Here is a 14349-nt window from a genome sequence, read left to right as displayed (position 1 = left end):
CGACGCCCGAAAGAGAGCAAGGGACCTTTGCTATCGCTCTCCAAAAGAGAGTGACAGCAAAGGTCCCTTGCTACTTCTCGCTGGTCAGGAGCCGGTTTTGGCCGGTGACGGCTTCTGCCCGTTCGCCTTGGGGCCGCTCTGGTCGCTCTGTCCGTTCTTCGGCGCAGCGGCGGCAGGCGCCGAAGGAGCGGGCTTGGCGGGAGCGGGTTTGGCCGGGGCGGGAGCAGCGGCCTTGGCCGCGGGCGGCTCGGCGGGCTTGCTCGCGGGCTTCGTCTCCTCGGCCTTGCTGTCGCCGCCGACGAGCTTCGAAGCGTGCGGGATCACCGACTCCTCGGGCAGAGCCGCGAGCATCGCCTCGCTGCCCTTCAGGACCTCGTCGGCCTGCAGCAGGCTCTTGCGGGCCTGCTCGCGGATCTCCGCCAGCCGCTCGACCTTCCGCTGGGCGGCTGTCGTGCGCTGGGCCGCTGTCGTCGTGGCCTCGTCGAGCCGACGCTTGGCCTCGTTCGTCGCGTCGTCGACACGGCGCTTGGCTTCCGCGGTGGCTTCCGCGATCCGGCGTTCGGCCTGGTTCTTGCTGGCCGTCTGCTGGTCGGCGATGTGCTTCTCGTGCGAGGCGCGCTGAGCCGAAATCGTCTGATCGAATTCGCGTTCGATCTTCCGGCGCTTCCGCTCGGCCTCGTTGTCCAGCAGTTCCCGGCGCTGGGCGGCCTCGACGGTCAGTCGCTGGACCTCGGCCCGCGTTTCGGCGAGCGCGGATTCGTGCTCGGAGTGCAGCGCGTCCGCCTGCTTGTCCAGCTCGGCGACGAGCCGCGTGTAGCGCTCACGGAGCTTCTTCGAGGCTTCGCTCGAGGACGCCCAATGCTTCTCGGCCGCGACCTCGGCGCGCTTCGTGACCTCCTCCGCCCGCGCTTGCGCGAGCGTGACGGTGCGCTGCATCCGCTCGTCGAGGTCTTCGAGCCGCTCCGGCGGCTTCTTCAGCTCCTCGATCCTGGCGTTCAGCTTCGCCACCTCGTGGCGCACGGTCTCGAGTTCGCGCGTGGCCGACGTCGCCTGCGCGATCGCGGCGTCGCGGTCGGTGATCACGCGATGCAGCTGGGCTTCGAGATGATCCAGATACTGGCGCACTTCGTTCCGGTCGAAGCCATGCCAGGCCTGGGTGTACTCGCGCCGCAGGGGCAACAGGCCATTGTCTCGCTCGGGAACCATGGTCACGACGGTACCTGCGTACCCGGCGTCGTCGTGGCCAGGCTTCGTGATTCACCGACGTGTGTCGGCTCTCAGCTGCGATCCCTCACCTGAACGGCCGCCACCCGTGTGCGCAGTGTCACCAATGGAAGCCGCGGCTGAGCCGGGCGAGGGCCATCGCCGCGCGGGACAGATGCTGCTCGCCCTTCCCGATCTTGAGCCCACCGCCGCCACCCGCGGCCGCGGAGTCCGGGAACACCCGGAATCCTTGGTAGGCCACAGCATCTGTGAGACCCGGCGTGAGCGTGTACGCGAGTCCGATCGCCTGTCCGGCAGGCGTGCCGATGTGCTTCGGACGTTCCCTCAACGCCTTCAACACCATGTCCGCGGCCTGATCCGGGGATTTCGTCGGGAACGCGTCGTAGATCTTCGTCGGCCGGATCATCGGCGTGCGCACGAGGGGCATGTGGATGGTCGTGAAGGTGATTCCGTCACCGTGGGTTTCGGTCGCGGCGATCCGGGAGAAATAGTCCAAAGCCGCTTTCGACGCCGCGTAAGCCGAAAAGCGCGGTGCGATTCCTTGCACGCCGATCGACGAGACGTTGACGATATGCCCGAATTTCCGCTCGGACATATGCGGGAGGACCGCGAGGATCAGCCGCACCGCGCCGAAGTAGTTGATCGCCATCGCGCGTTCGTAGTCGTGGAACCGGTCGTACGACAGTTTGATCGAGCGCCGGATCGAACGGCCGGCGTTGTTCACGAGCATGTCGATCCGGCCGTGCTCGGCGAGCATCGCGTCGACGGCCTTGTGCACCGATTCCTCGTCGGTCAGGTCGGCCGGGTACACCGACGCCGTGCCGCCCGCGGCGATGATCTCGTCCCGCACTTCTTCGAGCTCGTGCTGCCGCCGAGCCACGAGCAGCGGTACCCCGCCCGCGGCCGCGACCTTGATCGCGGTCGCCCGGCCGATGCCCGAGGACGCGCCGGTGATGATCACGCGACGGCCGTCCAGCTCGCCGCGCGGGCCGTGCTTGCGGGCGCGGAACGGGTCCAGGTGCTCACGCCAGTAGCGCCACAGGGTGGGCGCGTAGTCCTCGATCCGGGGCGCCTCGACGCCCGAGCCGATGAGGGCCTTGCGCGTCGACGCCGACGAGAACACCGACGGGAACGCCATGGTCTCCAGCAGCACCGGCGGGATGCCGAGTCGCTCCATCACAGCGTCGCGCGCGATCGTGAAGCCGGGGATGTGCTCGCTCAGCTTCACCAGGTTGACGATGCCCTTGGACACGCGTTCGTTGAGCTGCACCGAGATAGTCGGCGCGCCCGCCGCCTTCGCGAAGGCGTTGTAAACCGAGACAACCGGCTGGGGCTCCGGGTTGACCAGGTGGAACGCGCGCCCGTCGAGGCCCTTCGTGGTGATCAGGGCGTTCAGCGACTTCGCGACGTAATCGACCGGGACGACGTTGGTGTCGCCGAGGTCGGGGCCGACGATCGGCACGTCGGGCAGCCCGGCCAGCCTGCTGATCGCGGGGAACAGGTAGTACGGGCCGTCGATCTTGTCCATCTCGCCGGTCTCGGAGTTCCCGACGACGACCGCGGGCCGGTACACCCGCCACGGCACTTCCTGCTGCTCGCGCACGAGACGCTCCGCCTCGAACTTCGTGCGGTGGTACGGCGTGACGAGCCGCTGCCCGACGTCGAACATCTCCTCGGTGAACATGCCTTCGTGGTCACCGGCGACGGCGACGGAGGACACGTGGTGCAGGCAGCCCGCGTTCAGATCGGCGGCGAGCGCGATCACCTGCGCGGTGCCTTCGACGTTGGCCTTGACGCTGGCTTCGTCGTCGGCGGTGAGGTCGTAAAGGGCGGCGAGGTGCACGACGTGATCGACCCCGCGAAGCTTCTCGCGGTCTTCTTGGCCGACGCCGAGCAGCGGCTCACCGAGGTCACCGGTGACGAGGGTGACGCGTTCCGGATGCGGCCAGCCGTTCACGAGTTTCGTGAGTTTGTCCTGTGAGGACGCACGGACGACGAGCGCGACCTTGTCGACGTCGTCCCTGGCGAGCAGCAGCCGGGTGAATTGGCGCCCGATCAGTCCGGTCGCCCCGGTCACCAGAAATGTCGCCATCTGCTTCACCCTTCACCGTGCTCGCCCGCGTCCACAGGCATTCTGCTGCATCATCACGGTGAGTACCACCGTCGCGTCCCGTGAAGTTACTCACGGGTAACTAGGCGGGGTCGGCGATGACGACCCGGTTCTCGGCGTAGCCGGTCTCCCCGCCGACCCAGCGGCCGCCGCAGGTGACGAGGACTATCCGATGTGGACCGGACTGGCCGAACAGCTCGTCCGCCCGCTGCGGCAGTTCGTTCTTCTTCAGCGTGATCAGCTGGGAAACCTTGTACTGCCAGGATTTTCCGGCCTTGTCGACCACGGTGACGGCGCCGCCGATCCGCTCGGTCCACAGTTCCGCGAACGGACCTGTCGCGCCCCTCCAGTTCACGTGCCCGGCGAAGACGCTCGCCCCGGTCTCCGAACTCAGCTCGGCGCCCCACCAGGTCACCTCGCCGAGGTTTTCCGGCACCGGCAGCTCCGCGCCCGGCCCGAGTTCCTTGCGCACGAGTTTCGCCGCACCGCCCGCGGGAAGTTGGATCGTCCCCGGGCCCTGCGGCTTCGGGGCCTCGGGTTCCTTCGGCGGCGGCGGAGCGGCCGTCGGCGTCGTGGGGACGATGTCCGGCGGAGGCGGGACCTCCTGTTGCGCGGGCGCGGCCGGGGCACCGCCCGCGACGGAGACGGAGACAGGCTGAGCCGTCCCCGCCACCACGGTCGTCGGCGGCCAGACGATCAAGGCCGCGACGAGGTCCGCGCACAGGACCGTGACGGCTCCCAGCGCGAACCCGCGTCGTACTGACATTCCTGAACCCTCTTTAGCGTCGCGAAGACCGCCGCGCGGCCACACCCACCATCACCGAACCGAGCAGCGCGAGCGCGCCGACGCCGAGGATCCCGGCGGTCGACGCCGTGTTCTCGACGGTGCCCTGCATCATCGCCACCGGCCGGCCGCCGGCGGGAATGGTGCGCGGTACCTCGTTGGGCGTGTTGGCGACCTTGAGCGCCAGCGTCTCACCCGGCTTGACCTCACCGCAGGCGGACGGCGGATTCTTCGGATCGAACGCGTTGGTGTAGCCCGGCGGCGCGTTGACCTCGACCACGCAGATCTCCTGCGGGGTCCGCAGGTTCTCCACCGTGACCGTGCCGTTCTCGCCCTCGGTGGTGACGATGGCGGGCTTGCCGTCGGCGCCGTTGAGCGGCTTGCCGTCCTGGCCGAGGGCGGCGGCGGACTTGTCCTTGGCGGTGATCCGCAGCGCGGCGCCCGCGATGCCCTTGCCGGTCTTCGCGTCGACCTTGGTCACCTGGACCTTGCCCGGCTTCGAGACGACGGCGACACCCTGGGCCTTGAGTTCCTTCTCGCCGCCGGTCGAGACGACCTTCTGCACCCCGGTGTCGACCGGGAACTGCACGTACGGCCGGTCGGCGGGGGCCGACAGCGAGCTGGCCAGCTTCGGCTGGTCACCGGTCGGCGTGACCTTGACCGTGACGGTGCCGTCCTCGCCCGTCTTCACCGTGGTGGCCTTCTCGGCCTTGGCCTTCGAGGTCGACGCGGGTTTGGTGGTCTCGCCGCTGTCGACGGTCGCGTTCGACGGCGTGAGCTGCACCGGCACCCCGGAGATGCCCTTGCCCTTGGAGTTCTTGACGCTGATCGTCCACTCGCCCGCGGTACCGATGTGTTGGTCTTCCTTCGGCGGTGCGATCGCGGTGGTCCACGGGCCGCGGTTGGCTTCGGCGTCCTTGGTCAGCTTCTCGACGGCCGCCGCGGCGTCGGTGTGCTGCGCCTTCAGCTTGTCGAGGTGACTTTGGACGTCGTAGCCGATCTTCTCCGGGGGGAGGTTCGGCTTGAGGTCGGCGTCGGAACGTGGCTTCGACGTCCACGAGTGCAGCAGATGCGCGAGCGCCGCCGCTTCGGCGTTGTCCTGGGTGCCGCCGTAGCGCAGCAGCAGGTAGGAGATGTTGGCCGCGGTGTCCTCGGGGAGCTTCGCGCCCCACTTGTCGAGGAGTTCGTCGCCGGGCTTGTACTTCTCGTCCGTGTCCGGCGCCTTCAACTGGAAGGAGACACAGAACACGTGCTTGCCGTTGACGACGTACGAACCGAGCCAGTCGCGTTCTCTCGGTTTGTTGTCGACCGTCTGGCCTGGCGTGACTTTGTAGCCGACGCCTTCCTTCATCTCGGCCGAGGCCGGTGTCGCCGCGACGGTGGCGGACAGAGCGCCGAGCAGGCACGTCGCGATCAGGCTGGTCAAGGCGCGCGAACGCACGCTCGGGCGTGTGGTCCACCCCATGGTGTGTTGACTCCTTTGGCCGCGTTCTGCCCCGGCGCATTTACGTCGACGCAGGTCACACGATCGATAGGTTCCCCGACACGCCTTCGGTGATTATCCGAACACGCAACGTGCAGGGTGTCCTGTGAGCAGCGGTTTTGGCAAGAGGTCATCAGGTGGGGTATCGGTGAACGGTCGTGATCTCCGCCGCATACGGTGTGGGGGATGGGCCTCGCGCCGAATGTGAGTAAAGTCGTCTTTACTTCGACGGGAACCGGGCGGCCCTCGCGGTCGTTGTACCCGATGCAGGTGCCAGTAGATCCAGGAGGATCAGGTGCGATCCAGTAGCAACCCGGCGTTCCGGAACCTGCCGCGTGGCGCGGCGGAGTACGGACCCAACGTAGGCTTTAACCAACCCCAGGGCGGCGTGCCCGGCTACGGCCCTCCGCAGACCTCCGCCGGTGCTGACGACCGGCCGATGACCGTCGACGACGTCGTCATCAAGACGGCGCTGAGTCTCGGCACCGCGCTGGTGACCGGCGTGCTCACCGCGATCTGGGCCATCAGCCAGATCCCGATGTCGGCGTCCGGCAAGATCATGGGCATCCCCGGTGCCGTGATCGGCGCGCTCGTCGGCTCGATGATCGTCGGCCTCGTGATTTCGCTGGTGATCATCTTCAAGAAGATGCCGAGTGGCCCGCTCACGCTGGCGTACTCGGCCGTCGAGGGTGTCTTCCTCGGTGCGATCAGCGGTCTGTTCGAAGCGCTGTACCCCGGTATCGCGCTGCAGGCCATCGTCGGTACCGCCGGTGTCTTCATCGCGATGCTGGTCGTCTACAAGACGGGTGCCGTCAAGGTCACCCCGAAGCTGACGAAGTGGATCATCGGCGCCCTGGTCGGCGTCGCGATCATGATGCTCGTCAACCTCGTCACCAGCCTTTTCTTCAATTTCAACCCGCTGCGTGACGGTGGGCCGATCGCGATCATCTTCAGCCTCGTGGTGATCGGTGTCGCGGCGTTCAGCTTCCTGCTCGACTTCGACCAAGCCGACCGGATGATCCGCGAAGGCACGCCGTCGAAGTGGTCCTGGTACGTCGCCTTCGGCCTGATGACCACGCTGGTCTGGCTGTACCTCGAGATCCTGCGCCTGCTGTCGTACTTCCAAAGCGACTGACGCGGGTTTCTTCACGGAAGGGGGCGCTCCGAGCGATCGGGGCGCCCCTTTTCGTTCCCGTGAATACTCTGGCCCCATGACCGAGCACAGTGGCGAATCCGCCAGGCCGAGGCGTTCCAAGTGGTTCTGGGTGAGCATCCTGGTGCCGGTCGCGATCGTGGTGCTCAGCGCGTCGTCGTGGATCGTCGGGTACCTCTCGAACACGGACGACGTCCAGGTGGGCGACTGCTACGCGATCACCACGTTCGGCGACGTCGACGCGGATCCCGCCAAGGCGGACTGCGGCTCGATCGAGGCCAACGCGAAGGCCGGGGCGAAGACCGACGCCGGCGGCGCGTGTCCGGCGGGCGAGTACGACCAGCTCGTCGTCGACAAGACGTTCGCCTCGTACAAGCTCTGCATGATGATCAACGCGAAGCAGGGCGACTGCCTCGAGAACTTCCTGGCCGACAGCGTGGCCTATCAGAAGGTCGCCTGCTCGGACCTCACGAAGGACGCGGAGGTCCTGAAGGTGGTCAACGGCGTCGCGAGCTGTGACGACACCGAAGCGACTGATCTCAAGAGCTACTCGACGCCGCCGTCGACGGTCTGCGTGAAGAGCCTCAAATAGCGATCTCGACCAGGGGTTTTCACCCGTTCGGGGGCCCGGTTTATGTGCTTGATCACGTTCGGTGTTTGATACCGGGGTTCTCATTCCTCTTCACACCTGTGAGGTTTCTCGGTGACCACTTCCCAGCCGGCCCCTGGGGGCCAAATGCCGGTTGGACAGCCCGATGCTTTCGGTCCGCCGCCCGGCGGCCAGCCGATGGCGCCCAAGCGCTCCAAGCTCGGTTGGCTTCGCTTCGCCATTCCGGTGCTCGTCGTCGTGATCGGCGGCGGCCTGTTCCTCTTCAACCACTTCACCGGGACGGGTAGCGCGCAGGCCGGCGAGTGCTTGAGCGTGACTGAGTTCTCCCGGACGGCCGACGAGCCGAAGAAGGCCGACTGCGGCGCGCAGGAGGCGAACGTCAAGATCGGCGCCCGCGTGGCCGGTGACGAGTCCTGCCCCGAGGGCGACTATGACACCATCTCGATGTCCGGTCGGATGTCGTACAAGCTGTGCCTGGTCGTCAACGTCAAGCAGGGCGACTGCCTCAAGGGCTACATCTCCAAGACCGCCGGCTACCAGAAGGTGTCCTGCACCGACCCCGCCAAGGACGCGGAAATGGTGAAGGTCGCCGCTGTCTCGGACCAGGCGACCTGCGAGGGCACCGAAGCCACGCTAGTGGCGACGTACTCGACGCCTCCGACGACGCTCTGCATCAAGGAAACGAAGTAAAAGTCCCAAGCACGTGAAGGCCCCCTTCCCTCGGCCACGGTTTTGAATGACCAGCCGAGGGAAGGGGGCCTTCACGCGTGTCGGGGGAGCAAGGGACCTTTGGTATCGCCGCCGCCATCCGGCCGTGTGTGAGCCGCCGTTCGTCGCACAGTGTGGGACGGGCTGCGACCGGACGGTCACCGGTCCTAACGTTGCTCGTCCCCAACCCGCCGATCGACCTGGAGTCCTGGTGGCGACGACAGAAACCCAAGCCGGTGAGAAGAAACTCCTCGACTTCCCGACCTCCTGCGCCGCCCCGGTCCCGCAACCGGAAGAGCCGGTCAAGATCGTGCCGCTGGCGGTCGCGGGTGCCCTCGCGGTCGGCCTGACCTGGTACGTCTGGGCGGCGCACGGGGCGAAGTTCGGGGTCCTGCTCGTCCTCGGCCTGCTTCTCGGCCTCGCGCTCTTCCACTCCCGGTTCGGTTTCACCTCGGCCTGGCGTCAGCTGATCGCGGTCGGCAACGGCCAGGGCCTGCGGGCGCACACGCTGCTGCTCGGCACGGCCGCGACGTTGATCGCGCTGATCGTCGGCACCGGATCCGGCCTCTTCGGCAGCAAACCGAATCCGACCACGGGCGGGCTGGGGCTCGCGCTGTTCGTCGGCGCGACGATCTTCGCCATCGGCATGCAGCTGGGTGGCGCGTGCGCTTCGGGAACGCTGTTCGCGGTCGGTTCCGGGCAGTCGACGATCGTGCTGACCCTCGGCGGGTTCATCACCGGTTCCGTCCTCTACACGTGGGCGTATCCGCTGCTTTCGGGCTGGCCCGAGTTCAAGGGCATCCTGCTCGCCGACCACGTCGGCTGGTTCGGTTCGTGGGCGATCACCGTCGCCGTCCTCGCCGCGATCGTGCTGGGCACCCGGTTCGTGCAGAAGCGCCGCAACCCGCCGCCTGTCGACGTCGTCCCGACCGCGCGCGGCCTCGCCCGGATCTACCGCGGTTCCTGGCCGATCCTCGTCGGCGCCGTCGTCCTCGGAGTGCTCGCCGGTGCGGTCTTCCTGGTGTCCGGCGGGATCTGGGGTGTCACGAGCGCGTTCAGCCTGTGGGGAGCCAAGATCCTGCAGGTGTTCGGCCTGCACCCCGAAACCTGGGAATTCTGGCGGCTCAAGGCGAACGCGGCTTCGCTGGCCGGGCCGATCTGGAAGGACAAGAACAGCCTCACCGACATCGGCATCATGATCGGCGCGGGGGTCGCGGCCGCGGCGGCGGGCGCGTGGAAGATCCACAGTTCGATCCCGTGGCGGACCGCCGTCGCCGCGGTGCTCGGCGGGATCCTGATGGGCGTCGGCGCGCGGATGGCGGGCGGCTGCAACATCGGCGCCTACCTCGGCGGGATCTCGGTCGGGAGCCTGCACGGCTGGCTCTGGGGCGTCTTCGCGCTCGGCGGGACCTGGATCGGGCTCAAGCTGCGTCCGCTGTTCGGGCTCGGCAACCCGGCCCCGACGGACAGCGTCTGCTGATCACTCTTCGTGATATCCCGTATGCGGACTTGCCCTTTCGGCCCGCATACGGGGAAAGAGTTGGCATGTAAAACCTGTGTTCGGCTACCCTCGGCTACATATCCAAGCTTGCGCATTAATGCACAAGCTTGGTTGGGGAAGGCTCGGCACCACGCCGGGCGTCGATTCCGTAGCCGCGACCACGGGGGTTGTCGCGTCCACCGAACATCAGGGGACGGATTCTTCATGTCAACGCAAAGCCCGGCCGCTCCGGGCGGCGACAAACTCGACGCGGGCGTGCTCAAGGTCGCCGGCGTCGTGATCCTCGGTGCGATCATGGCGATCCTCGACACGACCGTCGTCAACGTCGCGCTCCAGAAACTGACCATCGAGTTCCAGACCTCGTTCGACACCATCCAGTGGATCGCGACCGGCTACATGCTGGCGCTGGCCACGGTCATCCCGATCACCGGCTGGGCTTCGGACCGGTTCGGCACCAAGCGGCTCTACCTGACCGCGATCGGGCTGTTCCTGATCGGATCGATGCTCGCCGGCATGGCCTGGGACGTCGAATCGCTGATCGTCTTCCGGATCCTGCAGGGCTTCGGCGGCGGCATGCTGATGCCCGCCGGCATGACGATCCTGACCAGGGCCGCCGGGCCGCACCGGATCGGGCGCGTGATGGGCGTGCTCGGCGTGCCGATGCTGCTCGGCCCGATCGGTGGCCCGATCCTCGGCGGCTGGCTGGTCGACGCGGTGAGCTGGCGCTGGATCTTCTACATCAACGTGCCGATCGGCCTGATCACCATGGTGCTGGCCTGGCGCGTGCTGCCGAAGGACCGCCCGGAGCCCAGCGAGCGGTTCGACTTCATCGGCATGCTGATGGTCTCGCCCGGTCTGGCGGCGCTGATCTTCGGTGTTTCGAACATCCCGTCGGCGGGCGGGGTCGGCGCGGTGGACGTCTGGCTGCCCGCGCTGGCCGGGATCGGCTTGCTGGTGGCGTTCGTGTTCCGGGCGAACCGGGTCACGAACCCGCTGCTGGACCTGAAGCTGTTCAAGAACCGGTCGTTCTCCGTCGCGATGGTGACGATGACGTTCTTCTGCGTCGCGTTCTTCGGCGCGATGCTGCTCCTGCCGACGTACTTCGTGCTGGCGCGCGGTGAATCGGCGATGAACGCCGGTCTGCTGCTCGCCCCGCAGGGGTTCGGCGCGATGCTGACCATGCCGATCGCGGGCAGGTTCGCGGACAAGATCGGCGCGCGGAAGATCGTGCTGCCCGGTCTCGTGCTGATGCTCGCCGGGCTGATCGCCTTCACCCAGCTCTCCGCGACGACGCCGTACTGGCTGCTGCTTTCGGCGCTGTTCGTGATGGGGCTCGGCATGGGCGCGACGATGATGCCGATCACGTCGGCCGCGTTGCAGACGCTCAAGCCGCAGGACATGGCGAAGGCGTCGACGGCGACGAACATCCTGCAGCAGACCGCGGGCGCGATCGGCGCGGCGGTGCTTTCGATCATCCTGGCGGCGCTGCTGGCCGGGAAGTTCGGTGTGCCGACCGCGCAGGGACAGCTGGCCGCGACCGCCGCGGTGTTCAACCCGGCGACGCGCGAAGCGGCTTCGGGGCTGACGGCGGACGCGTTCTCGACGACGTTCCTGTGGTCGATGATCCTGCTCGCGCTGTGCTTGATCCCGGCTGCGTTCCTGCCGAAGTCCAAGCCGGCCTTGCCGGAGGGTGCTGACGGCGAGGTCTCCGCGGCCCCGCCGATCATGACCCACTAGGGCCCGGAAGGGAGCAAGGGACCTTTGCTCACGTTCGTTAGCACGCTAACTAACGTGAGCAAAGGTCCCTTGCTCTTTTTCGCAGGTCAGGGGGTCAGGAGAGGCGCTCCAGCACCATCGCCATGCCCTGGCCGCCGCCGACGCACATCGTCTCGAGGCCGAACTGCTTGTCGTGGTGCCGCAGCGAGTTGATCAGCGTCGAGGTGATCCGCGCGCCGGTCATGCCGAACGGGTGGCCGACGGCGATCGCGCCGCCGTTGACGTTCAGCTTGTCGAGGTCGATCCCGAGGTCCTTGTAGGACGGGATGACCTGCGCGGCGAACGCCTCGTTGATCTCGACGAGGTCGATGTCGCCGATCGACATCCCGGCGCGAGCGAGCGCCTGCTTCGAAGCCTCGACCGGGCCGTAGCCCATGATCTCCGGCGACAGTCCCGAAACACCGGTCGAGACGACGCGGGCCAGCGGCGTGAGGCCGAGTTCCTTCGCCTTGGTGTCGGACATGATGATCACGGCCGCCGCGCCGTCGTTGAGCGCGCAGCAGTTGCCCGCGGTGATCCGGCCGTCGGGGCGGAAGACCGGCTTCAGGCCGGAGACGCCTTCGAGGGTGACACCGGCGCGCGGGCCGTCGTCCTTCGAGACCACGGTGCCGTCCGGCAGGGTCACCGGGGTGATGTCGTTGGCCCAGAAGCCGTCCGCGATGGCCTTCTCGGCGAGGTTCTGCGACCGGACGCCGAACTCGTCCATCTCTTCACGCGACACGTTCTTCAGCCGCGCGAGGTTTTCGGCGGTCTGACCCATCGCGATGTAGACGTCCGGGAGGACACCGTTCTCGCGCGGGTCGCTCCAGCTGTCGGCGCCCTCGGCCGCCACCTGCGCGGTGCGGGCCTCGGCGTCGGCGAACAGCGGGTTGTGCGTGTTCGGCCAGGAGTCCGAGCTGCCGTTGGCGAAGCGCGAAACGGTCTCGACACCGGCGGAGATGAACACGTCGCCTTCGCCCGCCTTGATCGCGTGCAGCGCCATGCGGGTGGTCTGGAGGCTGGAGGAGCAGTACCGCGTGATCGTGCAGCCGGGCAGGTGGTCGTAGCCGAGTTCGACGGCGACCGCGCGGCCCATGTTGAAGCCCTGCTCGCCACCGGGGAGACCACAGCCCAGCATGAGGTCTTCGATCTGCGTCGGGTCGAGCTCGGGGACCTTGTCGAGTGCGGCGCGGACCATCTGCGCGGTGAGGTCGTCCGGGCGGATGCTCACCAGCGATCCCTTGCCGGCGCGGCCGATCGGGGATCGGGCGGTGGAGACGATGACGGCTTCGGGCATGGAACGACACTCCCTTGTTTTCGATCCAGACACGCGCTAAGCGGTTGCTCACCTCGCATCCTCCACCGGAGCGCGGTGCGGGTCAAAGGCGAACGCGATCCACACCACACCACTCGATGGCGCGGAGCCGCCGCCGGAGTTGAGTGGACACATCCCGACCTGCGGCGTTTAGGCTGTCAGCGTGGAATACGTCGAGCACATCGTGGACCTCGTGGGCAACACCCCTCTGGTCAAGCTGAACGCACTGGCCGAGGGGCTGCAGCCGCTCATCCTGGCCAAGGTCGAATACGTCAACCCCGGTGGCAGCGTCAAGGACCGCATCGCGCTGCGGATGATCGAAGCCGCGGAGCGCTCCGGCGAACTGAAGCCCGGCGGCACCATCGTCGAGCCGACGTCCGGCAACACCGGCGTCGGGCTGGCCATGGTGGCGCAGCGCAGGGGATACAAGTGCGTGTTCGTCTGCCCGGACAAGGTCAGCGAGGACAAGCGCAACGTGCTCAAGGCCTACGGCGCCCGCGTCGTGGTCTGCCCGACCGCGGTGGCGCCGGAGCACCCGGACTCCTACTACAACGTCTCCGATCGCCTCGTGCGCGAGATCGAGGGCGCCTGGAAGCCGAACCAGTACGCCAACCCGGAGAACCCCGCCAGCCACTACCACTCGACCGGCCCCGAACTCTGGCGCCAGACCGAGGGCAAGATCACGCATTTCGTCGCGGGCGTCGGCACGGGCGGCACCATCTCGGGCACCGGCAAGTACCTCAAGGAGGTCAGCGACGGCCGCGTCCAGGTCATCGGCGCGGACCCCGAGGGCTCGGTGTACTCCGGCGGATCCGGACGGCCGTACCTGGTCGAGGGCGTCGGTGAGGACTTCTGGCCGGAGACCTACGACCGGAACGTCGCCGACCGGATCATTGCGGTGTCGGACGCGCATTCCTTCGACATCACCCGCCGCCTCGCACTCGAAGAAGGGCTGCTCGTCGGCGGCTCGTGCGGGATGGCCGTTGCCGCAGCGCTCAAGCTCGCCGAGGACCTCGGCCCGGACGACGTCGTCGTCGTACTCCTGCCCGACGGTGGCCGCGGCTACCTCACCAAGGTGTTCAACGACAGCTGGATGTCCTCCTACGGCTTCCTGCCGCCGGACTCCAGCGGCGCGACCGTCCGCGACGTCCTGATGAAGAAGAGCGGCTCGCTGCCCAGCCTGGTGCACAGTCACCCGAACGAGACCGTCGCCGAAGCTGTGGCGATCCTCTCCGAGTTCGGTGTCAGCCAGATGCCCGTGGTCAGCGCGGAGCCGCCGGTCATGGCGGCGGAGGTCGTCGGCGCGGTCAACGAACGCGATCTGCTCGAAGCGCTCTTCACCGGCAAGGCACAGCTGGCCGACCGGCTCGAACAGCACATGTCGCCGCCGCTGCCGACCATCGGCGCCGGCGAACAGGTGGGTTCGGCGATGGACGCGCTCTCGGGTGCCGACGGTGCGCTGGTGCTGGTCGACGGCAAGCCGGCGGGCGTCGTCACCCGGCACGACCTGCTCGCGTTTCTCGCGGGACGGTAAAGAGGCATTTCATCGGATGGCCGGGCCGGGGCGTTACGAGCGGCCCACCCGGCTATCCGATAGCGTATTGGGTGAGTTGAACTTTTATGTCCTCGTCAAGGGGGTTCAAGACCCAAATGAGTGCTCCGCAGCCACCGAATCAGCCTTGGGGTGGCGCCCAGCCACCGCAGGG

At 67.5% G+C, this 14349-nt stretch carries 11 protein-coding genes; 6 read left to right on the top strand and 5 right to left on the bottom strand.

All coding sequences use genetic code 11. The annotated features are described in order from the left end of the window. Positions 1 to 84 precede the first annotated feature (84 nt). The 4 genes from ACZ6YV_RS08985 to ACZ6YV_RS08970 form a co-directional block, all read right to left on the bottom strand. A complete protein-coding gene (locus ACZ6YV_RS08985) occupies positions 85 to 1206 on the bottom strand; it encodes a cell division protein DivIVA (protein ID WP_465509085.1) in 1122 nt (373 codons plus the stop codon). A gap of 118 nt (positions 1207 to 1324) precedes the next feature. Further along, entirely contained in the window at positions 1325 to 3316 is a 1992-nt protein-coding gene (locus ACZ6YV_RS08980) for an SDR family oxidoreductase (RefSeq protein WP_465509084.1), read from the bottom strand. Positions 3317 to 3416: 100 nt separating this feature from the next. After that, on the bottom strand, positions 3417 to 4100 hold the full coding sequence (locus tag ACZ6YV_RS08975; RefSeq protein ID WP_465509083.1) for a class F sortase: 684 nt from the start codon (positions 4098 to 4100) through the stop codon (positions 3417 to 3419). A 13-nt stretch (positions 4101 to 4113) separates the two neighbouring features. Further along, on the bottom strand, positions 4114 to 5583 hold the full coding sequence (locus ACZ6YV_RS08970) for a SpaA isopeptide-forming pilin-related protein (protein ID WP_465509082.1): 1470 nt from the start codon (positions 5581 to 5583) through the stop codon (positions 4114 to 4116). Positions 5584 to 5896: 313 nt separating this feature from the next. Here ACZ6YV_RS08970 and ACZ6YV_RS08965 point away from each other — a divergent pair, with 313 nt between their 5' ends. From ACZ6YV_RS08965 to ACZ6YV_RS08945, 5 genes are all read left to right on the top strand, one after another. After that, the gene (locus tag ACZ6YV_RS08965; protein WP_465509081.1) at positions 5897 to 6736 is read left to right on the top strand and encodes a Bax inhibitor-1/YccA family protein; all 840 of its coding nucleotides are present in this window, start codon (positions 5897 to 5899) and stop codon (positions 6734 to 6736) included. Between the two features lie 76 nt (positions 6737 to 6812). Continuing rightward, positions 6813 to 7346: an LppU/SCO3897 family protein gene (locus ACZ6YV_RS08960; protein WP_465509080.1), complete on the top strand. Its 534-nt coding sequence runs from the start codon at positions 6813 to 6815 to the stop codon at positions 7344 to 7346. 144 nt (positions 7347 to 7490) lie between these two features. Then, positions 7491 to 8054: an LppU/SCO3897 family protein gene (locus ACZ6YV_RS08955; RefSeq protein ID WP_465509079.1), complete on the top strand. Its 564-nt coding sequence runs from the start codon at positions 7491 to 7493 to the stop codon at positions 8052 to 8054. A 229-nt stretch (positions 8055 to 8283) separates the two neighbouring features. Continuing rightward, the gene (locus ACZ6YV_RS08950; RefSeq protein WP_465509078.1) at positions 8284 to 9552 is read left to right on the top strand and encodes a YeeE/YedE family protein; all 1269 of its coding nucleotides are present in this window, start codon (positions 8284 to 8286) and stop codon (positions 9550 to 9552) included. Positions 9553 to 9777: 225 nt separating this feature from the next. Continuing rightward, the gene (locus ACZ6YV_RS08945) at positions 9778 to 11310 is read left to right on the top strand and encodes a DHA2 family efflux MFS transporter permease subunit (protein WP_465509077.1); all 1533 of its coding nucleotides are present in this window, start codon (positions 9778 to 9780) and stop codon (positions 11308 to 11310) included. A 94-nt stretch (positions 11311 to 11404) separates the two neighbouring features. Here the strand turns inward: ACZ6YV_RS08945 and ACZ6YV_RS08940 are convergent, their stop codons facing one another. Further along, positions 11405 to 12625, bottom strand: coding sequence for an acetyl-CoA C-acetyltransferase (locus tag ACZ6YV_RS08940; RefSeq protein ID WP_378239746.1), 1221 nt, complete (start codon positions 12623 to 12625; stop codon positions 11405 to 11407). Between the two features lie 181 nt (positions 12626 to 12806). Between ACZ6YV_RS08940 and ACZ6YV_RS08935 the strand changes: the two genes are divergently transcribed. Continuing rightward, positions 12807 to 14177 (top strand): cystathionine beta-synthase, encoded by a 1371-nt coding sequence (locus ACZ6YV_RS08935; protein WP_465509076.1) that lies wholly within the window; start codon positions 12807 to 12809, stop codon positions 14175 to 14177. The last annotated feature ends 172 nt before the right edge of the window (positions 14178 to 14349 follow it).

It is taken from the genome of Amycolatopsis sp. NPDC102522 (genome assembly GCF_055584485.1).
The sequence above is the reverse complement of the archived record's forward strand: the minus strand, read 5'-3'. Positions and strand labels throughout refer to the sequence as shown.

Coding starts and splice junctions, on each gene's coding strand:
- ACZ6YV_RS08955 (WP_465509079.1), top strand. CDS start 7,491: ATGCCGGTTGGACAGCCCGATGCTTTCGGTCCGCCGCCCGGCGGCCAG.
- ACZ6YV_RS08945 (WP_465509077.1), top strand. CDS start 9,778: ATGTCAACGCAAAGCCCGGCCGCTCCGGGCGGCGACAAACTCGACGCG.
- ACZ6YV_RS08980 (WP_465509084.1), bottom strand. CDS start 3,316: ATGGCGACATTTCTGGTGACCGGGGCGACCGGACTGATCGGGCGCCAA.
- ACZ6YV_RS08985 (WP_465509085.1), bottom strand. CDS start 1,206: ATGGTTCCCGAGCGAGACAATGGCCTGTTGCCCCTGCGGCGCGAGTAC.
- ACZ6YV_RS08940 (WP_378239746.1), bottom strand. CDS start 12,625: ATGCCCGAAGCCGTCATCGTCTCCACCGCCCGATCCCCGATCGGCCGC.
- ACZ6YV_RS08960 (WP_465509080.1), top strand. CDS start 6,813: ATGACCGAGCACAGTGGCGAATCCGCCAGGCCGAGGCGTTCCAAGTGG.
- ACZ6YV_RS08970 (WP_465509082.1), bottom strand. CDS start 5,583: ATGGGGTGGACCACACGCCCGAGCGTGCGTTCGCGCGCCTTGACCAGC.
- ACZ6YV_RS08975 (WP_465509083.1), bottom strand. CDS start 4,100: ATGTCAGTACGACGCGGGTTCGCGCTGGGAGCCGTCACGGTCCTGTGC.